Source organism: Lysinibacillus alkalisoli (assembly GCF_014643595.1).
Classification (GTDB): Bacteria; Bacillota; Bacilli; order Bacillales_A; family Planococcaceae; genus Metalysinibacillus; species Metalysinibacillus alkalisoli.
On sequence record NZ_BMJT01000001.1, the window covers coordinates 427,528 to 452,854 of the forward strand.

Annotated in this window: 20 protein-coding genes; 14 read left to right on the forward strand and 6 right to left on the reverse strand. The window is 38.2% G+C overall.

The genetic code is table 11. From position 1 onward, the window contains the following. Positions 1 to 250 precede the first annotated feature (250 nt). From murA to IEW44_RS01875, 7 genes are all read left to right on the forward strand, one after another. Complete coding sequence (gene murA / locus IEW44_RS01845) at positions 251 to 1,543, forward strand: UDP-N-acetylglucosamine 1-carboxyvinyltransferase (protein ID WP_188613310.1); 1,293 nt, start codon at positions 251 to 253, stop codon at positions 1,541 to 1,543. A gap of 176 nt (positions 1,544 to 1,719) precedes the next feature. Next, a complete protein-coding gene (locus IEW44_RS01850) occupies positions 1,720 to 2,712 on the forward strand; it encodes a rod shape-determining protein (RefSeq protein ID WP_188613311.1) in 993 nt (330 codons plus the stop codon). An 18-nt stretch (positions 2,713 to 2,730) separates the two neighbouring features. Beyond that, on the forward strand, positions 2,731 to 3,564 hold the full coding sequence (locus IEW44_RS01855) for a flagellar hook-basal body protein (protein WP_188613312.1): 834 nt from the start codon (positions 2,731 to 2,733) through the stop codon (positions 3,562 to 3,564). 13 nt (positions 3,565 to 3,577) lie between these two features. Next, on the forward strand, positions 3,578 to 4,426 hold the full coding sequence (locus tag IEW44_RS01860) for a flagellar hook-basal body protein (protein WP_188613313.1): 849 nt from the start codon (positions 3,578 to 3,580) through the stop codon (positions 4,424 to 4,426). 18 nt (positions 4,427 to 4,444) lie between these two features. Continuing rightward, positions 4,445 to 4,684: a DNA-directed RNA polymerase subunit beta gene (locus IEW44_RS01865; protein WP_188613314.1), complete on the forward strand. Its 240-nt coding sequence runs from the start codon at positions 4,445 to 4,447 to the stop codon at positions 4,682 to 4,684. A gap of 10 nt (positions 4,685 to 4,694) precedes the next feature. Next, positions 4,695 to 5,135, forward strand: a complete 441-nt coding sequence (gene fabZ / locus IEW44_RS01870; protein ID WP_188613315.1) for a 3-hydroxyacyl-ACP dehydratase FabZ — start codon at positions 4,695 to 4,697, stop codon at positions 5,133 to 5,135. Between the two features lie 89 nt (positions 5,136 to 5,224). Continuing rightward, positions 5,225 to 5,608, forward strand: coding sequence for a hypothetical protein (locus IEW44_RS01875; RefSeq protein WP_188613316.1), 384 nt, complete (start codon positions 5,225 to 5,227; stop codon positions 5,606 to 5,608). 163 nt (positions 5,609 to 5,771) lie between these two features. Here IEW44_RS01875 and IEW44_RS01880 read toward each other — a convergent pair whose 3' ends face one another. Further along, positions 5,772 to 6,173 carry a YwpF family protein gene (locus IEW44_RS01880; RefSeq protein WP_188613317.1) on the reverse strand — a complete coding sequence of 134 codons (402 nt, stop codon included), beginning with the start codon at positions 6,171 to 6,173 and terminating at the stop codon, positions 5,772 to 5,774. A 158-nt stretch (positions 6,174 to 6,331) separates the two neighbouring features. On the opposite strand from IEW44_RS01880, the gene IEW44_RS01885 reads away from it, so the two are divergent. Then, positions 6,332 to 6,703 carry a single-stranded DNA-binding protein gene (locus tag IEW44_RS01885; RefSeq protein ID WP_188613318.1) on the forward strand — a complete coding sequence of 124 codons (372 nt, stop codon included), beginning with the start codon at positions 6,332 to 6,334 and terminating at the stop codon, positions 6,701 to 6,703. Between the two features lie 73 nt (positions 6,704 to 6,776). Here IEW44_RS01885 and IEW44_RS01890 read toward each other — a convergent pair whose 3' ends face one another. Continuing rightward, positions 6,777 to 9,416, reverse strand: a complete 2,640-nt coding sequence (locus IEW44_RS01890) for a DEAD/DEAH box helicase (RefSeq protein ID WP_188613319.1) — start codon at positions 9,414 to 9,416, stop codon at positions 6,777 to 6,779. After that, positions 9,413 to 10,933, reverse strand: a complete 1,521-nt coding sequence (locus IEW44_RS01895; RefSeq protein WP_188613320.1) for a hypothetical protein — start codon at positions 10,931 to 10,933, stop codon at positions 9,413 to 9,415. The genes IEW44_RS01890 and IEW44_RS01895 overlap by 4 nt, the downstream gene beginning before the upstream one ends. A 181-nt stretch (positions 10,934 to 11,114) precedes the next feature. Here IEW44_RS01895 and IEW44_RS01900 point away from each other — a divergent pair, with 181 nt between their 5' ends. Both IEW44_RS01900 and IEW44_RS01905 read left to right on the forward strand, forming a co-directional pair. Then, on the forward strand, positions 11,115 to 11,573 hold the full coding sequence (locus IEW44_RS01900; protein ID WP_188613321.1) for a transcriptional regulator: 459 nt from the start codon (positions 11,115 to 11,117) through the stop codon (positions 11,571 to 11,573). Between the two features lie 122 nt (positions 11,574 to 11,695). Continuing rightward, entirely contained in the window at positions 11,696 to 12,517 is an 822-nt protein-coding gene (locus tag IEW44_RS01905) for a flagellin N-terminal helical domain-containing protein (protein ID WP_188613322.1), read from the forward strand. Positions 12,518 to 12,564: 47 nt separating this feature from the next. Here IEW44_RS01905 and IEW44_RS01910 read toward each other — a convergent pair whose 3' ends face one another. Next, complete coding sequence (locus IEW44_RS01910) at positions 12,565 to 14,190, reverse strand: hypothetical protein (RefSeq protein ID WP_188613323.1); 1,626 nt, start codon at positions 14,188 to 14,190, stop codon at positions 12,565 to 12,567. Positions 14,191 to 14,334: 144 nt separating this feature from the next. On the opposite strand from IEW44_RS01910, the gene IEW44_RS01915 reads away from it, so the two are divergent. From IEW44_RS01915 to IEW44_RS01925, 3 genes are all read left to right on the forward strand, one after another. Continuing rightward, positions 14,335 to 15,606: a nucleotide sugar dehydrogenase gene (locus IEW44_RS01915; RefSeq protein WP_188613324.1), complete on the forward strand. Its 1,272-nt coding sequence runs from the start codon at positions 14,335 to 14,337 to the stop codon at positions 15,604 to 15,606. Next, complete coding sequence (locus IEW44_RS01920; RefSeq protein ID WP_188613325.1) at positions 15,603 to 16,325, forward strand: WecB/TagA/CpsF family glycosyltransferase; 723 nt, start codon at positions 15,603 to 15,605, stop codon at positions 16,323 to 16,325. Before IEW44_RS01915 ends, IEW44_RS01920 begins: the two co-directional genes overlap by 4 nt. 444 nt (positions 16,326 to 16,769) lie before the next feature. After that, a complete protein-coding gene (locus IEW44_RS01925; RefSeq protein WP_188613326.1) occupies positions 16,770 to 20,162 on the forward strand; it encodes an S-layer homology domain-containing protein in 3,393 nt (1,130 codons plus the stop codon). A 743-nt stretch (positions 20,163 to 20,905) separates the two neighbouring features. Here the strand turns inward: IEW44_RS01925 and IEW44_RS01930 are convergent. Then, positions 20,906 to 21,199, reverse strand: a complete 294-nt coding sequence (locus tag IEW44_RS01930) for a hypothetical protein (RefSeq protein WP_188613327.1) — start codon at positions 21,197 to 21,199, stop codon at positions 20,906 to 20,908. A 4-nt stretch (positions 21,200 to 21,203) separates the two neighbouring features. On the opposite strand from IEW44_RS01930, the gene IEW44_RS01935 reads away from it, so the two are divergent. Next, on the forward strand, positions 21,204 to 21,440 hold the full coding sequence (locus tag IEW44_RS01935) for a hypothetical protein (protein ID WP_188613328.1): 237 nt from the start codon (positions 21,204 to 21,206) through the stop codon (positions 21,438 to 21,440). Between the two features lie 231 nt (positions 21,441 to 21,671). Here the strand turns inward: IEW44_RS01935 and IEW44_RS01940 are convergent, their stop codons facing one another. Next, positions 21,672 to 25,271: an S-layer homology domain-containing protein gene (locus IEW44_RS01940; protein WP_188613329.1), complete on the reverse strand. Its 3,600-nt coding sequence runs from the start codon at positions 25,269 to 25,271 to the stop codon at positions 21,672 to 21,674. Positions 25,272 to 25,327: the final 56 nt, after the last annotated feature.

The window sequence follows — 25,327 nt, forward strand, 5'->3', positions numbered from 1 at the left end:
ATGCTTAAGTTTAAATTAGGTAAAATGGCTTAGTTGTATAATAAACGCATAGCCCCAAGATATTTTGTTTTCATCCGCGTTATAATAGTTACAATATGTAACAAAAATGAAACAAATCCAAATGAAAGCTTGTATATCAAGCGTATTCATTGTAATATTAAGTTGTTTGCTTTTAAAAATTATGACATCTGACTTTTATTAAATAAATGATTATAATAACCGACTGTAAAAAAATAGCGGGGGGACTAACGTGGAAAAAATCATCGTAACTGGCGGCAGTAAATTACAAGGTACCGTAAAGGTAGAAGGGGCTAAAAATGCAGTACTACCTATAATAGCCGCTTCACTATTAGCATCTGAAGGAAAACATCATATTCAAGAAGTACCTAACTTAGCAGATGTACAAACAATTGGCGAAGTATTACGTAGTCTTAACGCAAAAGTAGATTACAACGTTTCAGCAAATGAAATGATAATTGATGCTACTCAGCCACTATCAAGCGAAGCGCAATTCGATTTTGTAAGTAAAATGCGTGCTTCTATTTTAGTGATGGGCTCATTATTAGGACGCAATAGTTTTGCGCGAGTTGCATTACCAGGAGGTTGTGCAATTGGCTCACGACCTATTGAGTTACATTTAAAGGGCTTTGAGGCAATGGGAGCTAAAATCTCATTTGGACATGGCTATGTTGAGGCAAAGGTAGAAGGGCGTTTGAAAGGTGCAGAAGTATACCTTGATTTCCCTAGTGTGGGTGCTACAGAAAATATTATGACAGCCGCTGCATTAGCAGATGGCGTAACTATTATTGAGAATGCCGCTAAAGAACCTGAAATTGTAGATTTAGCTAACTTTATTAATGCGATGGGTGGCCGCGTTCAAGGCGCAGGGACAAATACGATTCGTATTACTGGCGTTGACACATTACATGGTGCAACGCATACAATTATTCCTGACCGCATTGAAGCAGGAACGTTTATGATTGCAGCAGCTATTACAGAAGGTGATGTGGTTATTGAGAATGCTGTACCTGAGCATATGACAGCATTAATTGCCAAAATGCGTGAAATGGGCATTGAAATTACAGAGTTAAGAGAAGGATTACGCGTGCGTTCAACGCGACCTTTAAAGGCTGTAGATATTAAAACAATGCCACATCCAGGTTTCCCAACAGATATGCAATCTCAAATGATGACACTAATGTTAACAGCTCAAGGTACAAGTATCATTACAGAAACGGTTTTTGAAAATCGCTTCATGCACGTTGAAGAATTTAGACGTATGAATGCTAATGTGAAAATCGAAGGACGTTCTGTTTTCATTAATGGTGAAAATGCATTGCAAGGAGCAGAGGTAGCCGCTACAGATTTACGAGCAGCAGCTGCATTAATTTTAGGTGGCTTAGTGTCAGAAGGGATCACACGCGTAACAAAACTCCATCATTTGGATCGTGGTTATGTTAACTTCCATCAAAAATTAGCACAATTAGGTGCAAAAATTGAACGTGTTGACACAGTAGAACAACAAGACAAAGTACAAGCGTAAAGTAAAACCATTCAAACTAAAAATGTTTGAATGGTTTTTTGTTAAATAAGCTCATTTCTCAGGAAATAAACCTTCATTAGCCACTTTGAAATAGGGTGTCAACACTACTCAACTATGGTAAAATATTGGTCAGTAAGTCTATATTTTGAACGGGTTATTGGGAAGGGAGTAAAAGCATGTTTTCAAAAGATATTGGCATTGATTTAGGTACAGCAAATGTTCTAATTTTACAAAAAGGGAAAGGTATTGTACTTAATGAGCCATCTGTTGTGGCACTTGATAGCAAAACAAATAAAGTGCTAGCAGTAGGAGAAGAGGCACGTAAAATGTTAGGGCGTACACCAGGTAACATTATTGCGATACGACCATTAAAAGATGGCGTTATCGCTGACTTTGATGTTACAGAGGCTATGTTAACTTATTTTATTAATAAATTAAATTTAACAGGCTTTATGTCAAAACCGAATGTGCTTATTTGTTGCCCAACGAAAATTACAAGTGTTGAACAAAAAGCGATTCGTGAGGCGGCTGAAAAAGCTGGTGGTAAAAAAGTATTTTTAGAAGAAGAAGCTAAAGTAGCAGCGATCGGCGCAGGTATGGACATCTTCCAACCAAGTGGCAATATGGTAATTGATATTGGCGGTGGTACAACAGATGTGGCTGTCTTATCTATGGGGGACATTGTGACAAGTCAATCTGTCAAAGCAGCAGGTAATGCATTTGACCATGATATTTTACACTACATTAAAAAGAAACATAAATTATTAATAGGTGAACGTACAGCAGAAAACATTAAAATGACCGTTGGCACAGTGCGCCCTAACGAACGTGCAGAAGAGATGGATATTAGAGGGCGTGACTTAGTAACAGGCTTGCCACAAACGATTACCATTACATCAGCAGAAGTAGCCGCATCTGTGAAGGAAACTGTGGCAATACTTGTACAAGCAGCAAAAAATGTCCTAGAAAAGACACCACCTGAACTATCGGCAGATATTATTGACCGTGGTATTATTATTACAGGCGGGGGCGCACTTTTGCATGGTATTGACCAACTCTTAATGGAGGAGTTGAAAGTACCTGTTTTTGTAGCAGAGCAACCTTTAGACTGTGTTGCAACAGGTACAGGTGTTATGCTAGATAATATTAGCCGTTTATCCGATATATAATAAAAGGAGGTATCATCCATGTTTAGAGGTTTTTATACAGTAGCTACAGGTATGATCGCACAGCAGCGTCGTACAGAGCTTTTAACGAATAATATTTCCAATGCGAATACACCTGGCTTTAAAGAAGACCAATCATCCATTCGCTCATTCCCTGATATGTTGCTTTCTAGTATCAATGCTAAAAGAATTCCAACAGAAAAAGGACTTATACATAATATGGCTCAGCCGATTGGCACAGTGAACACAGGGATTTATATGCAAGATGTGTTAGCGAATTACGAGCAAGGTCAACTAAGAGAAAGTGATTTTTCAACAGATTTTGCTTTAGTAGATGGCAACCTACCGCGTAATGCGGAAGGCGTACAAGGCGCGATTTTATTCCGTTTACAACATGAAAGTGGACAAGGTGAAGCTTACACGCGCAATGGTAACTTTACTGTAGATGGGCAAGGCTATTTAACGAATCCACAAGGATTATATGTTTTATCTGATACAGGTCAGCGCATTCGTGTAAATAGTGATGATTTTCGATTAGCTGATGATGGCATGATTTATAATGCCAATAATCAACAAATTGCACGTTTAGGTGTGTCGTATGCAGCAAATCCCGCTGCCTTAACTAAGCAAGATAACGGTTTATTTAGAGCGGAGGCAAATTTACCTTCAGCGTATAATGCAAACGGTGTAACATTTGCGGTACAACAAAACTTTTTAGAGGGCTCTAATGTAGATGGTGCGCGTTCGATGACAGAGTTAATGACTGCGTATCGAGCATTTGAAGCCAATCAAAAAATATTGCAAGCTTATGATCGTAGTATGGAAAAAGCAGTGAATGAAATTGGTAAGGTATAGGAGGTAGGATAGTATGTTACGCACAATGTTAACCGCAACCAATACAATGGGCGAGTTGCAAAACCAACTTGATAACATTGGCAGCAACTTAGCGAATATGACAACGGAAGGGTATAAGTCGCGAGATGCTAAGTTTCAAGAGTTATTATATCAACAGTATAATAACGATAAATTGGACAGAGCGCCGCGTCAAACACCAGCAGGCATTCGTTATGGTGTTGGCGCTCATCTTGGTCAAATTCAATTTAATCAAAAACAAGGTGCTCTAAAAACAACAGATCGTGATTTAGACTTTGCTTTTACATCACCTAAACAATATTTCACGGTATTAATGCCTGACGGAAACGGCACGAAAGAAGTGTACACACGTCAAGGTAACTTTTATATTTCACCTTTAGCTAATGGTGGTGGTATGCTAGTGAATGGCGATGGTTATCCAGTGGCAGATAGTAATGGTAACCCAATTACATTTCCAAATGCTCAATTAGTGAAAGAAGTTTCCCTTTCGCAACAAGGTGCTTTAGCGATAAAATATAGTGATGGTACAACATTAGGGCAACCTATTGATATCGCTGTAACCCGCTTTAATAAGCCACAATTTATGGAACATGTCTCAGGTACGTATTTTGCATTACCTAATAATATGAATGAACTAGGAGTAACAGAAGCCGATATTTTGACACCACTGCGCGGAGCAGGGCGTAATGAAGTAGGTTTACAGCAAGGTGCAATGGAAATGTCTAATGTTGATGTAGGCAAAGAAACAACGGAATTAATACAAACGCAGCGTGCTTACCAGTTTAATGCACGTGCAGTAACAATGGCGGATCAAATGCTTGGTTTAATTAATGGCATTCGCTAAGCGAAGGAGAACAAAAGCATGACAGATGGTACAAAAAATGAAGCAACGACTCAGGACACGGCACAAAATAAGCCAAAACTAAGAAAACTGCCGATATGGGCAAGAATAGTAGGTTTTTTCGTACTGTTATTATTAACAGCCATTATCGGTGCTATGATCGGTTATAGTGTATTTGGCGAGGGCAAAGCATTTGATGTGTTTAAGCCTGAAGTGTGGCAACATATTTTTGATATCAAAAACGGTAGTGTAAACAAATAGGAGGCTATGTATGTTAAATATTGAAGAAATCCAAAAAATATTACCACATCGTTACCCCTTTTTATTGGTAGACCGTATTTTAGAAATAGAACCATCTAAACGTGTCATAGGTATTAAAAACGTTACTATAAACGAACCCTTTTTCCAAGGTCATTTCAAAGGCTACCCTGTAATGCCTGGTGTATTAATTGTGGAGGCACTAGCACAGGTGGGAGGCGTAGCAATCTTAAACACGCCTGAGTTTAAAAATCGACTAGCCTTTTTAACAGGCATTGATAATTGTCGTTTTAAACGCCAAGTTAAACCTGGAGACCAACTTCGACTAGAAGTCGAGTTTACAAGGTTTAGAGGGGTTATGGGCAAAGGTAAAGGTGTTGCTACTGTTGACGGTGAATTGGTATGTGAAGCAGACATTTTATTTGCGATAGGGCCTGAGCAACCAACATCGTAATTTGCAATTGTTATCAAAAAGCTATAGACTGAATAAGTTAATTAAATCAATCATCAGTAAGCTTTTCGAGATGTAGGAGGATTATTTTAATGTATAAGCAGTTATCTTCAGGCATTAAAATTAGTATTACGCGCTCCATATCATTTGCCTTTGAAACATATATGGCTAAAATTTCATGGAGTGAAGACAAATACGATTTTAATGATTTTATTGCGCATTGGCAGCAATACGTATTAACAAGTGCAGCATGGTACGATAAAGTAAAGCCAGAAGTTATTCAAAGCATCGCATTCCAAGAAGAATTAGCGACTAAGATTAACGATGTGATTAGTAAAACACTTGCACAAGCACCAACAGAAGAGCAAATTGCAACAATCAAACAATTAGAGCAAGCAACAGGCAAACAATTAGAGTACGGTTGCAAAGCAGAAGCTACTTTCGTTGAAAATTATTTAAAATCATTACAACCGTAATATAAATAGAGCAATCATTCAAACCGCATTGAGCTAATCCCTCAAATGCGGTTTTATTTAATATGGAGGCTGTTATAACAAGAAAAATGGGAGACCAAGATACAAGTGGTCTCCCATTTTTTGATTCGGCGAGAAAGGTTAAAGAACTGTGCTTACTTTTGGTTTATAATTTGGGGCGTTTCTTCATACCTTCGGTGAACTGAGTTAAGAGTTGTTCGGCGTTAAGGTTTTGTTCTAATAAATTAGCGAGTAATTTTTCGGCATATTTTGAACGGCTCGCTGTAAGTTTGCCAAGTAATAATACAGAAATATGTTCATGATCGATTTGTTCAATGGCATGTACAACAACTTCAAATGGCGCAGGCTCATTATCAGGAAACGAAATGACGGCACGCGCTGCTACAAGTTGGTCATTTAATTGTTGAAAGTATGCTCGGTACTCAGGCGTAGTAAATACCTCAATTAGCCACGAGCGTCGACTATTCTCTTGGTTAATAATCACACCATCAATTAACGGAATATCTTTACTAGCTACTTCGATTTTTAACAATTTAAATGTTTTCATCTATAATCCCCCTTTTTTAAAAAATACCATTTCCATGTAAGACTTTACTGTTATTATGGAATTTTTCGTGCGAAATGTCACGGATCATATCATTTTCCAAACGTTGTCCCTTTTGTGTATTGCCGTTATGCTAGGCAGTAATAAAAGGAGGTGATGATATGAATCAGGTTGGGCTAGTTGGGCGTGTAACGAAAGATGCGATGTTGCGTGAGCTTGCGGGAGGCAGAGTGCAAACCCATTTTTCGTTAGCTATTAGTCGCACATTTAAAAATCAACAAGGCGAAGTCGAGACTGATTTTGTATTATGTGTAGCTTGGGGTAAGTTAGCTGAGCGTATCGTAACATATTGCAAAAAAGGGTCTTTAATTGGTATCAATGGCCGTATCCAATCACGCAACTATGATAAAGAAGATGGCACGCGCATCTTTATGACCGAAATTATTGCAGAAGATGTTAGGTTTTATCAGCTAAAAAATACCGTGCCACAACACAATGAAGGGCCACCGCCTGTCGACTTTGTGCTACCGTAAAAGTGAAAATTAAATAATAGTAGAAGCAATTACAAAATAACTGCCAAGAGATTGTCTCTTGTAGACAATCTCCTTATCTTTCTAGTGTCATTAATTGTTGGAGTTCTTCCTCTGACAACTCCGTTAGCCATTTGCTCGATTGGATTAGCTCCTCTGATAAGGCTAATTTATCTGTAAGAAGCTGATCAATTTTTTCCTCTAATGTCCCCAAAGTGATAAACTTATGCACTTGTACAAACTTTGTTTGACCAATGCGATAAGCACGGTCTGTCGCTTGATTTTCAACAGCTGGATTCCACCAACGGTCAGCATGTAGTACATGTGTAGCCGCAGTAAGATTTAACCCTGTTCCTCCAGCTTTTAATGACAGTAGTAAGACAGGGAATTCCCCACTTTGAAAGCCATCCACTAATGCATCACGTTGTGATTTAGTTGTACTGCCTGTTAAAAAAGGAGCTTCAATCTCATATAGTTCATTCAAACAGTATTGCAGTAGTTTTCCCATACCTACATATTGTGTGAAAATTAAACATTGCTCCCCGTTGCTCACAATTTCACTTGTTAACTGTAAAATGCGCTCTACTTTAAAGGAGCGGGTAGATAAAGTGTACGCATCATCTAAAGGTTCTTTTAAGTATAGTGCTGGGTGATTGCATAATTGTTTAAGCTTATTAAGCATGACTAAAATCTTACCTTTTTTTTCAATGCCATGTAAGTCTTGTAGTGATAGGGCAGTTTCTGATACATAAGCTTCATACAAAGCAGCTTGTTCAGCCGTGAGCGGGCAGTAGTCTTTCACTTCTTGTTTATCTGGTAAATTCAACGCTAAATTTTCATCACGTTTTGTGCGACGTAGTAAAAAGGGTTGAATCTTCATGCGCAACTTTTCTGTAATGTTTTCATCTTGTTCGCGCTCAATGGGCGTAATGTAGTTCTTTACAAAGCTAGAGAACGTACCTAAATAGCCTTTTTGAATGAAATCAAAGATTGCCCATAATTCCGCTAAGCGATTTTCTACAGGTGTCCCTGTTAAGGCAATATGATGTGTCCCTTGTAGTTGTCTAATAGCCTTGGATTGCATGGTTTGCATATTTTTAATGTTTTGTGCCTCATCTAATACGACGGCTGCAAATGTTGTCTGGGCAAGAAAATGAATATCTTGTGTAATTGTTCCGTAAGTAGTTAATACTACTTGGCAAAGATGAGGATTAAATGTATCCTCCTTAGCACGTTGAGCGGTATAGTGTGTATAAACATTGAGATGTGGCGCAAATCGTGCTAACTCTTTTTGCCAGTTGCCTAATACTGAGGTCGGGCAAATAATAAGTGATGGTGCAGCAGACGGTTGTTCGTCGTAGAGAGCTGTTAAGTACGTAATCAATTGTACAGTTTTACCTAACCCCATATCATCTGCAAGGCAAGCACCTAGATTTTGTTGACGCATAAAAGTGAGCCATTCAAAGCCCTGTTTTTGATAAGGGCGTAATGTGGCTTGTAGTAAAGGCGGCACAGCCAATGTAGGAATCTGTTCTTTATCACGCAAAGTGGCAACAAATTGTTGCATGGTCTTTTGTAATTGGAATGTCAGGAGAGGATCTATATCGTCTTCTAATTCGGGCGTGATTTCCTCCATAACATCTGTTAGCAATAAATCTCGCACTGTCACTTTTTCTTTAGTTGCTTTATCAATAATCGCCTTAATTTGCGTTGTCCATTCGGCATCTACTTTAAACCAATCGGTGCCAATACGCACTAACTCACGTTCACTTTCTACAAGTTGCATAAACTGCTTTGCATCAAGTGTATGTTCCCCTAAAGAGACTTCCCAATTGAAATTCACTAAATCATCCAGACTAGTAATGGCTTTAGCTGAGCCTGCTTGTAAGGCAACACGCATTTTAGTAGGTTGTAAAGATTTTAGCCAAGAAGGTAAAATCACCTCAAAGCCAAAAGCTTGTAATAAGCTAACGTCATCACGTAAAAATGCACGCACATCGCCTTCTGACATTGCATGGCTTAAAAATTGCTCGCTATGTTGAGATAGAGATAATAAGTCAATGAGGCGCGCTTGTTCTTGTTGGATGTTAGGCGCTAATGCCTTCCACTTTTGCGGTAGCGCCTCCTCGATAGCACTTGTTTTCTTGCGCTGTGCAGGTGTCCAATAAGCTGTTGTATCGGTATATAACACCGTTTCTAGTAGCCAGTTATCATCTGTTACAGGTTCACTTAGGCGCACAGCCACATAAACATCATCAATTTTACGGTGTGCTTGCAATGGCCAACCGCCATTTTTTAATGTGGGTAATAATGTTTCAAGTTGCGCCTCAGCAATACCTTGCTCATGTAAAGCGCTTAATACAGCGCTTCGCAGCAATGTACCATGCTCACAAGTAAAGTTTAACTGCCCATCAAATGTGGCATAATCAAATAACTCATTGCTCTCCCATAATGGCAGTAAGGTATTCAAGGTTGTATCAATTTGTAAAAAGGGATTGCGGTATGTTTCGCTTAGTACATCTAATAATTGATATAAAGGTAAAATCAAAGATTCTCTTTCTTGCGCAGTTGTACCGAAGAAGTTTTTAGGATAGCGATAACATAATAATTGATTTAATTGTTTGGCTGAATGCGTTGGAGATTGTATATGCACATAGTCTTGGTCATCAATTGTTGTATGTAATTGTAATGACTTAGTAAAGGGCGTTTGTGTCATAAAAATAGATTTCCTTTCTCCAATTCTTCTTGCAATGCACGTAAACGTTTATATTGTTGTTGAATCGTTGTCATATAGTCGTTGAAGAATTGACGTTCATTTGCTTTTTTTGCAGCTGTTTTCATTGTCTTCCAAATACGTACAGCACGTTTATAATGTTGACGCGATTTCCCGTCAAGCTCAAGCAGGGCAAAATGGTGTAGTAAAGGCAACGCAGCTTGCGGTTGCATTTTTAATACTGTTTTTAATCCATTGGCTTCGACTTGGCTATACGTTTTAGCATGTAGTAAGTGTAAGGCAATCCATTCATCAAAACGGTTTTGTTCAATTAAATAGCGTGAAAAAGGTGCAATACCACTTGTCCCGAACGAGGCAAAAAGTTGCATTTCTTCCTCTACACTCAGTGTTAATGGTTGTACAGCTTGGTATACACCGCTTGTAAATTCGTCACGTTGATGGGTAGGCAATGTATCAATATAGTCTGCTAAGAGAGGCAATAGTTCTTTCGCTAATGCTTCGTTTAAGCGAGCATTTTTATCATTGGCTAATTGTAATAAATAAAATAAGGTTGGCACATCGTCAATATTTATTGTACATGGCTCATCTAATAAAATAGCAAATACTACTTGAGCAGCTGGTAGTTGTTGTTGGTCAGCTTCATCTTTTAATTGTCGTTCTGTTGGCAATAAGTTTTCAATGATAGTGGTATAGATGGTTAAGCGTTCGGCTAAATGCTCTGGCAATGTTAAAAAGTCACGAGCTAATTGTAAGATGGCTGTATAAAATGTATCCGTTGCAAATAGTCTCGGCATAGCGTGTAGCTTTTCAGCATAATTTGTCAGCTTTTCACTCGTATCTTTTAACAAAAATAAAAAGGCGGGTCGCGTTAAGTGAAAATGCCTGCTCTCTTGTTCGTCAAGCATTTGCCAAATGCGTTTTGTGAGATATAACTCCATAAACAGCCAGTAAATGGGTTGCCATTCACGCTCAAAAGGCATCGTTTTACGCAAGTCTTGCGTAATATGGTTTTTTGCATAGTACAAGTTATAACTTTCAAATTGTCGTTCTTCTGAGATGTAAAGTAGCGCTTGCTCAGCTCTCATTGCCCAAGCTTGTGGCGTGCGCTCATTGGTTAATGTTTGCTGTTGTACTTGTTTGGCGGATAACCACTCACTTTGCCAGTTTTGCACAGAGTGGAGATACTGGTAAAATGTTAAAAGTACGGCTAATTTATGCACACAAAAATTAGCCCCGTCACATGAACAATATAATGTATTTTGTGAAGGTGCTAACGTGATAAAAGCGGTTTGAGGTTGCGTCATTACAGCTTGAATACCTAAAGTCGCTTCGTTATAGGATTTAATTTCAATCGTTTGATTACGTATATAAAAAATGGCACGCTTAACAAGTGCTTCATCTGCCTCTACGTTAGGGTTAAGTTGCGCCTCAAATTGTGCGAGTTGCTGTTCAATAAATTGGCTATGTGTTTTAGCGATGGATGAGACCGCAATTCCCAATATGGTTCGCCTCCTTAAAAATATCATCCTATCATTATACTGCTAAAAGGGAAAGAAGGTAAGCGTTATAAATGGCGATATGAAGAAACCTCATCATAAAGTAGAATATTCAGAAAAGTTTGATTAAAGAGCAGAAATCGTGTTATAATGTAAAAAATATCGGAAAAAGGGGTGTAAGCGTATGATTGAAGTAAAGTACATGAAACCATTTTATACAAAAGTTACAGGACGTAAATTGAGACTCGTTTTTGCCTATCAATATTTCTCTGTTATTAAAGAACAAGAATTATACTATTTTGTGCCAATTGAAGGCAAAGAAATGATTGTAAATCTTGATACGATGCAAGTTGAAAATTTAGGCGACATTTTTGTATTTCAAAAAGGCAATCGTTTCTTGCGCTTACCGCTCTATCAATTAATGTTAATGTCAAATATTCAAGAATATTTATTACCACTACTTGAAGAGCTAGTAGCAAAAACACCGAAAATTGCACCACCTCTAGAAAAGGTAGAGCAAGATGAGTTTGAAGTGGCTTGGTTACAACGTAACTATGATTATTTGATTGACTGTGCGTTAGATCAAAATGATGCCAATACATTTTATGAGTTAACAGCAGCAAAACAACAATTGGAGGTTTAATTAAAGTGAATATGAGTCAATAAGACGATGAATTTTCTAACATATAGAGAAGATTCATCGTCTTTTACTATACAATGAGCTTACATATAGGTCGATATTATGATAAAGGGAGGAGAGCAAGGATGCGTATAGGAGAATGGTCATCGCAAGGGATGTCGATTATAGGGCATATGAATCGCAACTGGGCAACAGCCAATAAAGCAATGCTTAGATTAAGCACAGGTTATCGCATTAACAGCGCAGCAGACGACCCTGCTGGTTTAGCGATTTCAGAAAAGATGCGTGGGCAAATACGTGGGCTCAACATGGCATCAAAAAATATCATGGATGGTATTTCTTTGTTGCAAACGGCAGAGGGTGCAATTAACGAAACACATGCTATCATTCAACGGGTTCGGGAATTAGCCGTACAAGCGGCAAATGATACAAACACAGATGAAGACCGTCAAAAACTACAATTAGAAGTAGATGAGTTATTAAAAGAAATCACACGTACCTCTACAGACACCGAGTTTAACACGCGTGCTTTGTTAAATGGGGACTATAAAGATCAAGGGCTTAACATTCAAGTTGGGGCTAATAGTGGGCAGTATATGGAGATTAACATAGGCCATATGAGTGCAGAGGCACTCGGTTTAGATAATCTTTCGATTGCGACACAGGAGGATGCGAATCATGCGCTTGGCACATTAGAGCAAGCCCTCAATAAAGTATCCCATCAGCGAGCGCAACTGGGTGCTTACCAAAATCGTTTAGAGCATGCTTATAATGTGAATCAAAGTATGGCAGAGAATTTGCAAGATGCAGAGTCGCGTATTCGAGATACAGACATTGCTAAAGAAATGATGAACATGGTGAAGGCACAAATTTTAGCACAGGTGGGGCAACAAGTATTAGCTATGCATATGCAAAGAGGGCAAGCGATCTTGCGTTTATTAGGCTAATCCCACAAAGAAGGCACTGACAAGCGGTAACTCGTCAGTGCCTTTTTTTATGATGCGTCGTCTTCATATTCTTTGGTTAAGGTATAATCTTTAATCTCCGTATAACCGAGGCGTAGTAAGTCCTCTTTGACACTGCGTAAGATGACGATTTCTTCCGCCATTAAAAATTGAATTTTACTGCGAATTAATGTGTCATAAATGGAACGGTCATATGGGATATTGAGCTTTTTATAATAATCGAGCACATTAATAAAGTCTGTTAAAGTTAAAACATCGTAGTCTTGCCCTTCAAATGAGCCATCTCCGTTAATTTGGTACCATAAGTCACCATTAGGGTTTTGCCAAGCTAAACCTGTATCCTCAAACGCGTTTTTTATTTGCAAGGCTGTGTCTAGGTAAGCCTGCTTGCCTGTATCCTCATATAATTTAAATAAAAAGGTCATTTCGCCAAACGCATGATTGAGTGAGACATGTGTTTTTTTAGTTTGTGACTCGGCATAATAATCTAAAATATAGTAACCATTTTTAGTTTCAAAGACATTGCCTACTGTTTGTTGGGCGACTAAATAATTGCCATACAGCTGGTCGCTCTCTTGTAAGTCTTTATCGTCTAAAAATGTACCTACCATACGTAGAAACAACGCGATATTTTCATTGTGGCGTGTATCGAGATACGGCGCTTTAATGCCATAATCATTTTTAAGCCATGTGCTTGTGTACTCGGTTGGCCAAATGTCTGTATCGGTTTTATAGTCTAATAAATAGTTAGTGGCATTGATGAGTAAGTCGTAATATAAACGCTCAGGATTGGTTTCGTAGCGCAGTGCGATATTTTTTTGCTGCATGCCAATGAGCTTGCGACCGTAACCGAGTTTAGTGGTGGGTTCAATCGACCAAGGGAGTTTAGTGTAAGCGCCATCCGCTGTCAGCCATTTGGGTGCGTTAATATAATAATCTGCCATATAATTATCGAAAAATGTAAATTCTTTATCATCTTCTAATAATGACTTACTTCCTATTAAAAGCCACCCTTCACTTTCGTCGTTTTTGGCTGGTGTTTGTAAAGGGATTTCCATAACAGCATGTTGTTGTCGCTGCTTTAAGGTGTGTTCACGCTCTTCTTTTACTAAATCCTTTAATGTACTCGTTGTACCATCTTCATATTTCTCCACAAGGCGATGGGAGATAAAGTTTTGAGAGAACAAGACATCCTTACCATCTGCACGTAACAACCCTTTAAGTGATGATGTCTCATCAGGACCGTAGACGCGGTCATGCTCTGGCTGAGTGGGTGTTTTAAATGGTTTGAATGTGTACGTTTTAGTAGGCAAGCCAATTTGTAAAGTGCCTTCAAGTGGTTGGTCTGTCGTGTTAGTTAAATGATAAAACACAAATTGGTCGTCATTATCGAGTGTGCGCACTGTAATGGTGAAAGTGCCAACTTCTTTGCCATCTTTCACAACATATGTATATTGATCGTCTGTTGCGTACTTTTTTTCGGTTGTCATTGTTGCGCTTGGAACAAGTTCTAATCCCGTAACGTTCAATATGATATTATGATGTAGTGCTAGTAATTTATCGTTGGGGTCAAAGCGTTGCCATTGTGTGATAAAATACCAAAGAACACCAACGAATAATAGTACAGTAGTACATATGAGTAAAACTTTTTTCAAAACTTCTCGCCTCCTATGTTTATCAGTATAGAGAAAGGCAACAAGTGTGACAACTGACAAAAAACACCGAATACAGTTCACACTGAAAAGAGAAAGTTGTATACTACTTCAATAGACGAGTTTCTGAAAGGAAGATAACGAACGATGACGAAATCAATTTGTGTTATGGGGCTAGGTTACATTGGATTGCCAACAGCGGTAATGTTTGCCAACTATGGTGTGCAAGTACATGGTGTTGATGTAAACCCAGCGGCTGTAAAAAGTATTCAAGAAAAGCAATTACACATAGAAGAACCTGGTTTACAGGAGCGTTTAAATAAAGCGGTAGACGAAGGCTTGTTAACAGCATCCACAACACCAAAAGAGGCGGATATTTTTATTATTGCTGTGCCATCCCCAATCAATGCCGACCATACGGCTAACTTAGAGTACGTACGCCAAGCGACAGCAGCAGTTGTGCCTTATATTAAGGAAGGTAACCTCGTTGTCCTTGAATCAACCGTACCACCTAAAACGGTAGAAGATGTGATGTTGCCAGAGCTTGTTAAAACAGGCTTAGTAATTGGTGAGCAACTACATGTAGCACACTCACCAGAGCGTGTAATCCCTGGTCGTATTTTTGATGAGTTAATTCAAAATGACCGTATTGTTGGTGGTGTATCACAACAAGCGGCCGAGATGACAAAAGCATTATACGAAACATTCGTACAAGGTACGATTCATTTAACAGATGCCACAACAGCAGAGTTAGTGAAAGTGATGGAGAACACATATCGTGATGTAAACATTGCCTTTGCCAATGAATTAGCACAACTTGCTGAAAAGTTAGACGTGAACATTTGGGAGGCAATCAAGCTAGCAAACTATCACCCACGCGTAAATGTACACTTCCCAGGGCCTGGTGTTGGCGGTCACTGTATCGCTGTTGACCCATGGTTTTTAGTAGAGTTGGGTGGCGACACAGCACAAATCATTCATTTATCACGCCAAACGAATGACAGCATGCCACGCTTTACAGCGCAAAAGACGCAGCGCATTTTAAATGAGGCTAAAATCTCTGGCGGTACAGTAGCTGTCCTCGGTTTAGCGTTTAAAGGCAATGTGGATGATATGCGTGAAAGCCCGTCAACTTACGTCATTGATGAGTTGCAAAATTTAGGCTTAACTGTAATCTCGCACGACCCACATATTAAAGACAATAAACATGCTACGCAAACTCAAAGCTTAGAAGAAGCGGTAAATCAAGCCGATGTGATTGTCGTATTAACCGACCATAATGAATTTAAAGAGCTAGACCCAACAACACTAACACCGCAACATAAAATCGTGTTTGATACAAAAAATTGCCTTGATAGCAACAAGTGGCAACAAGCAGGGTATCACCATCATTTATTAGGAGATGCTAAAAACGTATGAAAAAAGAACGTGTACTGGATATCTTAGTGAATACGCAAAATTATGATGAGCTAATGGAAGATGTTTTTGCACGTATTGAACGCAACGAGAAGTCGTTAGTCGTTGCCATCAATCCCGAAAAAATCATGAAGGCAAAGCAAGACCCATCCCTGCGCCGTTTGTTAAATGATGCAGAGATTCAAATACCAGATGGGATTGGTGTGATCTTAGCATCTAAATTACAGCAAGGTGACATCACTTCTCGCGTAACGGGCGTCGATATGATGCTGCGTTTATGTGAAGAGGCGGCTAAACGTGGCGAGCGCATCTTTTTATACGGCGGTAAGCCAGGCGTTGCCGAAAAAGCGAAAGCTAAACTCGAAACATTATACCCTGGTATTCAAGTCGTAGGGACACAAGACGGCTATGAAAAAGACGAGGCGTTAATTTGCACGCGTATTAACGAAGCTAAACCTGCTATTTTATTCGTAGCGATGGGTAGCCCTAAACAGGAGAACTGGATTAACGAGCACCGCGATCAATTGCACCCTACGATTTATCAAGGGGTGGGTGGCTCATTTGATGTGTTAGCAGGCAATGTAAAGCGCGCGCCACAAATGTTCCAAAAAACAGGTACAGAATGGTTGTATCGTTTAGTGAAAGAGCCATCTCGTATTAAGCGCCAAATGGCGTTGCCACAGTTTTTGCTTGAGGTTGTTAAACAAAAAAATAAAAAATGATTGTCCTTTTTAGAGGTAAATGATAAACTACTGTTGTATAGGAAAATTTCCTCTATAACTTATATAGAAATTCCCTGCAAGGAAATCGGTTGGTAGCCCAAGCGAAAAAAGCTCAAGCACAAAAGTGCTTGAGCTTTTTTCGTTTTGTAAAGGAATAAGGCAAAATGATTACAAAACGCATACTTTATGAAAGAAATATGACAACAACATTACAAAATAGCAAAAAATACAGTTAAAGCTTGAAATTACATGCTATTTAGCCGACAATAAGGACAAGATGAACAAATGTGTGTTTTGCGACTGGGCTAGAGCATCGTCTCTATTAAGCAAAATGTCATTGACATCTTTTTGGCATACAACTATACTTTTATGTGTAGTTGTTTAATGTGTGCTTTCATGCATACCAAAACATAATTTTTCGAACTCAGAGGAGGAAATTTTTCAATGGCTAACCAACCAAAGAAATATCAAAAATTCGTAGCAACAGCTGCGACAGCTACTTTAGTAGCAGCAGCAATCGTTCCTACAGCATCAGCAGCAGGCTTCAACGATACTTCAAATTACGACAAAGAAACTTTAGCAGAATTAGATCGCGCAGTAGAATTAGGATTCGTTAAAGGATTCGAAAACGGCGACTTCAAACCTGCTGACTACGTTACTCGTGGCCAAGTAGCTAAAATCTTAGCTCGTCATATCGCAGCTGAAGAAGGCTATGACACTGACTTAAACGGTCTTAAAGAGTATGTTGAAGAATTCGAAATCACTGATGGTTTCTCAGATGTATCTGAAAAACGCGACAGCGAATTATACTTTGCTTCTCTAATTGTTAAAGACGCAGAAGTTTTCACTGGTAACGAGAAAAATCAATTATTACCAGAGAAAAACATCACTCGTCAACAAATGGCTAAAGTATTAGTAAACGCATTTGGCTTAGAAGGCACTGACAAAGAAGTAGAAATCTCAGACCTTGACAAAGCAACAAAAGAGTTCCAAGAGTACATTGTAATCTTAGCTCAAAACGGCGTTACTAAAGCTAACCCTTACAAACCAGGTGAAGCGGTTAAACGTATTCAAATGGCTAGCTTCTCAGTGCGTGCTTATGACGCATCACCAGCAGCAGACTTAGTAGAAGTTGCAGCTTTAGAAGTTAAAGATGCTACAACTTTAGCAGTTTCAGTAACTGAAGCTAACAAAGATTTAACAGCAGAAAACTTCAAAGTACAAGTTGATGGTAAAGAAGTAGAAGTGAAAGCAGCGGCATCTAATGGCGACGGCTCTATCTACACATTAACGATCGCTTCTTTAGATGGTAAAAAAGGTGAAGTAGAAGTAAACGGCGTTAAAAAAGCTTACGATTTCACAGCAACAGTTGTAGAATCAATCAAAGCAATCAACGCTTCAGAATTACAAGTAAACTTCTCACAAGCAGTTGACAAAAAAACAGCTACAGATAAAGCTAACTATCAATTAAAAGTAAATAATGATACAAGCGCATCTATCTTAGATATTCAATTATCTGAAGATGGTAAAGTAGCTACAATTTTACTAGACCAATCAGTTCAAGCTAAACCAGCATTCCAAAATGGTGATAAATATGTAGTTCAAACTAACGATGCTATCCTTTCAAAAGAAGGTAAAAAAATCGAGAAGTTTGTTACAGCTGAAACTACATTCTCTGAAACAGCAGCACCAGGATTAGTTAAAACAGTTAAAAAAGGTGACACATTAGAATTTACATTTGACCGTCCAGTAGCTAAAGATGTTACTTTAGTTAAGGTTGATGGTATTGAAATTGGCGGTAAAGAACTACTTCCAGTATCAGTTAAAGCAGGAACAACAGATGTTTTAGGTACAGCTGGCGATTATCGTTATAAAGTAGACATCACAAATACTGATGCTAAAACACAAGCTAAAAAATTAGGCGAACATGAAGTTGTAATTTTTGATGTACTTGATACATCATCAGCATACGCTTCAAAAGCGAGTGTGTTAAATGGTACTTACACAGTGACTGACCAAGTTACAGCACCAGAAGTAACAGGTATTGAAGCAGTAAATGCTAACCGTTTCTTCGTATCTACAAACGTAAAAGTAGATCCTTTAACAGCAAATAATTTCACAGTAAATAAAGGTGCTCATAAGTTTGACAGCAAAACTGCTTTAGTTCCTAATGAAACTGTAGCTGTAGCTGAAGTTGCTCAAACAACTTACAAAGGTAAAGAAGGTATTTGGGTAGTAGTTACAGACGCTAAAGATGGTAACCCATTATATCGTGCTAATGAAACATCAGTTGATTTAACAGTTACTTTTGAAAAGTATACTGCTGATGGTTTAGTTGGTAAAAAATCAACACAAAACGTAACATTAAATAAAAATAATACAAAACCTGTAGTAGAAACAACAACATTAACAAAAGATAACAAAAACCTAGAAGTAAAATTCACTAATACATTAGTATTAGATGCTTCACCTTTAACAGAAACAAAAGACTTTGTTGTTAGAGATAAAGATGGCATCATTGTAACAGGATTTGAAGCAGCATTAAAAGACAGCGATGCACCAAATAAAACAAATGATATTATTTCTCTAAGTAAAAAAGTAAATCCACAAGATCCAAATTCAGCTTTACAAGATTTGTCTGCAGCTCCTTATACAGTAGAGTTTAAAGAAGGCAAGTTCAAAAACGAAGAAAATACAAACACAGTAGCAGGTTATATTGTAAATACTGTTAAGAACAGTGCGTTCACAGTATCAGTAGGTAAAGAAGCAGAGTCTAATTTCCAATATACACCATTCGCGTTAAACCAAGAAATTACAAATAACGACAAACTTACAACAGGGCAATATCGTGTGAAATCAACTTTTGATGAAAACTCAATTGAATTTGCTTACCCAGCAGATATGTCTGATACAGCTCGCGATGTAGCAAACTACACACTTGATGGTAAAGCTTTACCAGCAGGCACAACAGTAGACTTTGTTAATGATCGTAAAACAGTGAAAATTGTATTCCCTAAAAATACATTTGCAACTGGTACACAGTACAAATTAGGTATTACTACTAATGTGAAAACAGCAGCAGGCTCAATTATTGTAGGTTCATTACAAACAAAAGAACCTGTTGAAAAAGTATTCACAGTAGCAGATAACGTAGCACCAGAATTAAAATCAGCAGTTTATTATGTAGGTACTGATGACGTTACAAACCAAACAAAATCGGATCAAATTGAAGTAACATTTAATGAAGCAATTCAAGTTGCATCAGCAGTTAACGATAAGGATGCTAATAATAAGCAATTAGCTGCTAAAGATTTAGCTGTAGTAATTAACGGTAGCACATATGCTGTTACAGAAATTGCTGCGACTTCTAAATACAATGGTAGTGCTACTGTTGCAGACAAAGATGCTATTGATAACGATAAATTAGTATTAACACTAGAAAGTCCTGTAAATGTTAGCCAAGCTGCTACAATTACAATCGTTCCTAAAGCTACAAGTGGTAAATCAGAAATCACAATTAAAGATATTGCTGGTAACCAAGCTAAAGAAAACTCTTCAGTAGAAGCTAAAACTTCTAAATTCAATTTAGAATATGCAAATTCATTAGTGCTTAAAGCGCAACAAGCAGAATTAGCTGCAGAATTAGCTAAAGTGACTAACTTAACAGACACAAATCCAGTTGCAGCAGATTTAGAAGCTGCATATAGTATTGATACTACTAAAGCAACAATTACTAGTGTAACGTCAACTGGAAATCCTGATGAGTATGTGGTTGAAGTAACACATAAAACAAATACAGCTTTAAAAGATACTAAAACAGTAGTAGTAACTCCTTAATAAAAATAAACGAAACGTTATACTATAAATCAATAAAAGGTTTCCTTTCTAGCATTTGCTAGAGAGGTTTCCTTTACACTATAATTTCAAATATTTTACATAAAAAGAAAATGATAGGAATTTGATGAAATGTATGTGTTTTGGTACTAAAATATCAAAATATAACTATTGAAATGAGTAGATTGGCGAAATTCCAATCCTTGCTAATAGTACATAAGCATGAGCTTAATCCTCCTGCGTCCAGTGAAGCACAATCATGTGGAAGGGGCGAAGTCAGGTGAAGTCGTACTCAGGTAGTCCTGAGGCGGAGCTCCATAAAAAATATCTATGATTAGGACAACGAACCCATCATTTAAAACCATATAAATAGCTAATATGATAAAAAGCTACGCTAGGGGTTTTATATTAGACAAATAAGTTGAAATACTTGTTTTGGCAATAGGACAATTAACTATTAAACTATTGATGTTTATATGTGTATAGTGGGAATCTAAGGGTATTAAAAAGAGGGATCATTTTAATGGAACGTTTGAAGTTTTTTATAGCGAGATGTGATTGCATCAATAACCTATAAAAAATGGCAGCAGGTTCGTAGTAGTAGGGAAGGTTAGCCGTTAGCACTTGCTTGGTAACAAGTAAGGAGGGTAAAACTAACACGAGCGAAGGAACCTAGTCAGTAAGTATGTCAAACTTATTGATGGCACGCCGTATGCGATGAAAGTCGCTTGTACGGTGTAGGCTCGCTATAATACATAAGGCGGGAATAGCGCAATTTCAGTTGCTAAGACAGATTTAGATGCAAGCATTACAACAGCAAAAGCAACAGCAAATGCAGGTAATACAGAAGGCAAAACAGTAGGTGATACTGTAGTTGGCTCAGGTACTAAACTTAACCAAGCAATTGCAGCAGCAGAAACTGTAGCAAATGATACAAATGCAACTTTACAACAATTACAAAATGCTAAAGCAGACTTAGATGCAGCTGTAACAGCATATAATGATGCAGTAGTTAAAGATTTAACAAGATTAGATAACACTCCGTTGACAATAAATAAAACTGATGTAGATAGCTCTAAATCAGTAACTAATCTTGGAACAGGCGAAGCATTAGGTACAGAATCAGATGATACAGCAGTTGCAACTGTTGCAATTAATGCAGATGGTGAAACTGTAGAAATTACAGGTGTAGATACTGGTACAGCTAAGATTACTGTATTTATTCTTAACTCAGATAATGAGGTTATTGAAACTCGTACAATCGATGTTACTGTTCAATAATTAAATACACTCTTATTCTATAAACTAATAGAATAAATATAACCTTGTGTTCCTTATCAATTTTGATAATACACAAGGTTTTTTCTTATAGATCAATATAAAATGATTTTTGAGGAAAAAGGTAAAAATATATTATCTTCAGCAGTTTAAATCTCTGTTTATAGCAAAAAAAGACGAAGCGATGTTTAAAATCGCTTTGTCTTTTTCTTTGTATCCGAACCTTGTTTATTTTTAATACATCTCAGCCGCTACTAATGTGCGTTTTAGCATATTTGCCATCTCTTGTCGTTGGAGAGGGCTATAAGGTTTTAAATAGCCGTCTTTAGGCTCAAGTACGCCAAGATGCGCTAACAGTAAATAAGCTTCTTGGGCTTCAGCGCTCATACTACCCCAGTCATGAATCCCTTCAGGCTTTTCATCATTATACTCTAATTCCAAATCTAATGATTCGAGCATACGCTTCATCATGACGAGTGCTTGTTGACGTGTTAGTTGTCCGTAAGGCTTGAATTCATGCTTGTTCACGCCATGGATAATATCTAACTCATACAGGGCAAGGATATCTTGCTCAGCTTCAATCCCTTTTGTATCACTAAAGGGATTTTCCGTATTTGCACTCGGTTTAGCATCTAATGCACGGGCTACCATCATCGCGAATTGGGCACGTGTCAGTGGTGAGTATGGGTCAAAGATAGATGTTGTTTTCCCTTTAATGATATAGCGATTGGCTAAGAAGTTGATCTCGTCTTGGTAGTCGCTATTACGTATGTCTGTAAAGTTGACAAAGCTTGGCATGACGTTGTATTTGCCCACCGTACGTGGTTTGATGACCACGCTATTGGCATCATCCACATAAAACGGGATGGCTGCAAATGATGTATTTTCTGTCGCAAGTAAATGTAAATCATCACTATCCGCGGTTAATACATCTACTGGCAAGGTAATTTGCGCATAGTCAGCCAAATAGTTGACGTTGCGTGCATTGCGTTTACCAGGGTCTAACGTGATAGTTAAAGTGGCAGCATGCTCTAGTTTACTATCAAATGTAACACGTGCATCGGTTACGTTGGCTAAGCGGTCTGTTACACTTTGTGCAGGCAAAATAATGTCCACATCACCACTCGTTAAGTGCAAGTCTTTTGTGCCTTCTTCTGCAATGGTCTTTGTGACAATGCTGTTAGGGATGTCGAATGTATGCTCAGTTGCTTGTTGTTTGCCCTCTACAACGATTTGGTCGTTAGAGGTAGGCGGCTTAATGACAGGTGGCTTTGGGTCTTCCTCTTTATTGCCTTCTTTTACTTTCTTTTCAGCGGCAAGTAAGTCGCTGTAATTGCTCACCTCAGGTTTAGCGTCTTCTGGTAGACGGTCGTATGATAAACGGGCATCGTATGTGGCAGCTTTAAATTGCGTCCACTTCATCGGTTGGTTCGTTTTATCAATTTTTTGCATGACGGTCACAATATCTTTTTTATAAGGTAATGCTTTTTCAAGACGTAAGAGACGTTTATAGTTTTGTACACTGTATTGTTCGTTCTCGGTTAGTTGATAAAAGCGGTCTAACACAGGGGTCATTTGTTTTTCTAACTCACGCGAGTCAAGATAGAGTTGGTCAATAGCCTTCTCTAACTCAATCACGACATAAACGCCCTTATCATCCTTGTTTGTATCACGGAAGCGCATTTTTGCGTAGGCTTCCATTTCTTCTAACTGCTTGTACTCGTCTGTTAGGAGTGCTTGTTCAGCAGGAGTAAATTTTGTGTAAGCTTCACGCAGTAAAATAAGTCGCTCGACAAAGTCTTTTACAATCTCGACTGGCTCATCAACGGTTGCATTTTGTACTTGTTGCATATGGGTATAAATGTTGTCGATTTGACCTTGCCAGCCACTCAGTTTGTTTTCAATAGCTTGTACCGTGCGCTCTAATGTTAACAGTCTGTCGTAACGTTTAATATTGCGTTCTTCGCCAATAGTGATGGTGTCATATAATTCACGCAGTGCTTGCACTTTTTCAATGAGGCGCGGGTCATTATCCTCTAGCACCTCTAAACGATAGTCAAAGTCAGCGCCTACTTTATTATATTTTTTAACTTCCTCGTACATATTGTAGAGCTTTTGGTCTTGCGTTACTAATGTTTGCTGTGCAAATGTCAGTTGATGGAACGTATCACGTGAGCGCAAGATTTGCTCTTGATAATTGCTCATATCGAGATTCAGTTTTTCCAGTGTTTTGTCGAGCTCAAAGGCAAGTGATAAGTTTTTAATGACTTGTTGCTCGGCATCTGTTAACTCACGATAATTGGATACATCACGTTGCTCCTGTTGAGATAGGGCATCGTAATTTTTGCGCGCCGCCTCTACATCTGTGCGGTATGTTGGCTTTAAGTCATCCAATAAGGCAATGCCTACAATGACATCAACGACTTTCTTTTCAGAAGGGGTTAATTTGTTTTGCGCCACTGCCCACTTTGTTTCGGTTTGTTGCGGTAAGTAAAGGCGGGCATCAGGGCTTAATTGATTATAATCTACACGAATATCCGCTACTTCATTTACGGTGACGTGGTTTAAATCAAGGGCATCAATTTTACGCTCTACATTTTTAGCGTCACGCTTGTCAACATCAGCCTGTAATTCAATCGTTGTCACTTGGTCACGGCCATTAATAGTGCGGTAAACGAGTTGCTGTGTTTTGCCATTCTTTTTAATGGCTACCTTTTTTCCTTGCTCTCGATTAACGACAGTGAAGCCTGTACCATCAGGGCGGATTTTATATAAATAGCTGCCATGTGATAAACCGATAAAATAAATCCAGTTGTTTTTAGCATCGTAGGCAAAATCTTGTACACGGTAACCATCTAGTTTTTTATTGTTAATGACAAGTTGGTCTTGTGGATTAATTGTAATCGTGTAATTTTTAGAGATATCTAATTTTTTGGCAGTGCGGTATTTTTCGTATTGTGCATCTGTGGCATGAATATTGCTGTAGTCTTTCCAGTTATGCGTTTTACGCATCGTATTCGTTGATAATAAAAAGGTATCATACGGGAATACTTCTATTAAACCGGTGTAACCACTGCCAAGTGCCGCATCAATATGATACCAACGATTATCGAGATACACATAGTTCCAAAAATGTTGGGCATCTAAATTTGTAGGAGGTGCGCCTAAAATCGAGCCTTCTATTACTTTTGCTTGGATTTTATTATACGTAAGTAAACGATACATGAATAAAGCGTAAGCTAATGATGCACCGTTATTTTTTTTGAGTAAAGTATGTACCGATTTCGCTGTATCGGATTGATTTAATGTTGTGAGTAAATGGTCTGTCGTGACGTAATCATAAATGGCTTTTGTTTTTTCAAAGTTAGTCATATTAGCGGTGATAATCTCGTTAGAAATCGCCTCGACTAACTTATCCACTTCTACTTCTTGGTCAAGTGTATTGCGGTACTCTACGGTAATGGCCATTGTCATTTTTTCTTGCCCGTCGATCCCTTCCACTTTATTCTTTTTAATCGACCAACCTAAGTAGGGGTTTTCTTCTTTTAAATTATAGTTTTCATTCAAATAAGACTCCACGTGTTGAATGAGGTCTTTCACTTGTATGTTTTGATTTTTATTGCGATTAAAATGTAATTCAAAATACGTTTCGTGATTGAATAGTCGCACGTTAATTAACTGCTCAAGCTCACGATGGGTATTTGCCACATTCGTTGTCGTTGCGCTAGGTGGTGCATCTTTAACAGTAGTAGCTGCATTAGCCTCACCAACAAAAGCAACTGTAGAAGGAATAACAAGCGTTGCTGCTAATGCGTAGTGTCCGATTTTCTTCATGCAATCTCTCCTTATAACATCAATAAATATAGCTGTTCTTTACTCTCCTCATTATA

Bases quoted from the DNA above. Each gene is read 5' to 3' on its own strand.
- IEW44_RS01915 (WP_188613324.1), top strand. From the start codon at position 14,335: ATGACGAAATCAATTTGTGTTATGGGGCTAGGTTACATTGGATTGCCA.
- IEW44_RS01880 (WP_188613317.1), bottom strand. From the start codon at position 6,173: ATGAAAACATTTAAATTGTTAAAAATCGAAGTAGCTAGTAAAGATATT.
- IEW44_RS01925 (WP_188613326.1), top strand. From the start codon at position 16,770: ATGGCTAACCAACCAAAGAAATATCAAAAATTCGTAGCAACAGCTGCG.
- IEW44_RS01865 (WP_188613314.1), top strand. From the start codon at position 4,445: ATGACAGATGGTACAAAAAATGAAGCAACGACTCAGGACACGGCACAA.
- fabZ (WP_188613315.1), top strand. From the start codon at position 4,695: ATGTTAAATATTGAAGAAATCCAAAAAATATTACCACATCGTTACCCC.
- IEW44_RS01855 (WP_188613312.1), top strand. From the start codon at position 2,731: ATGTTTAGAGGTTTTTATACAGTAGCTACAGGTATGATCGCACAGCAG.
- IEW44_RS01920 (WP_188613325.1), top strand. From the start codon at position 15,603: ATGAAAAAAGAACGTGTACTGGATATCTTAGTGAATACGCAAAATTAT.
- IEW44_RS01885 (WP_188613318.1), top strand. From the start codon at position 6,332: ATGAATCAGGTTGGGCTAGTTGGGCGTGTAACGAAAGATGCGATGTTG.
- IEW44_RS01940 (WP_188613329.1), bottom strand. From the start codon at position 25,271: ATGAAGAAAATCGGACACTACGCATTAGCAGCAACGCTTGTTATTCCT.
- IEW44_RS01875 (WP_188613316.1), top strand. From the start codon at position 5,225: ATGTATAAGCAGTTATCTTCAGGCATTAAAATTAGTATTACGCGCTCC.
- IEW44_RS01850 (WP_188613311.1), top strand. From the start codon at position 1,720: ATGTTTTCAAAAGATATTGGCATTGATTTAGGTACAGCAAATGTTCTA.
- IEW44_RS01900 (WP_188613321.1), top strand. From the start codon at position 11,115: ATGATTGAAGTAAAGTACATGAAACCATTTTATACAAAAGTTACAGGA.
- IEW44_RS01860 (WP_188613313.1), top strand. From the start codon at position 3,578: ATGTTACGCACAATGTTAACCGCAACCAATACAATGGGCGAGTTGCAA.
- IEW44_RS01890 (WP_188613319.1), bottom strand. From the start codon at position 9,416: ATGACACAAACGCCCTTTACTAAGTCATTACAATTACATACAACAATT.
- IEW44_RS01905 (WP_188613322.1), top strand. From the start codon at position 11,696: ATGCGTATAGGAGAATGGTCATCGCAAGGGATGTCGATTATAGGGCAT.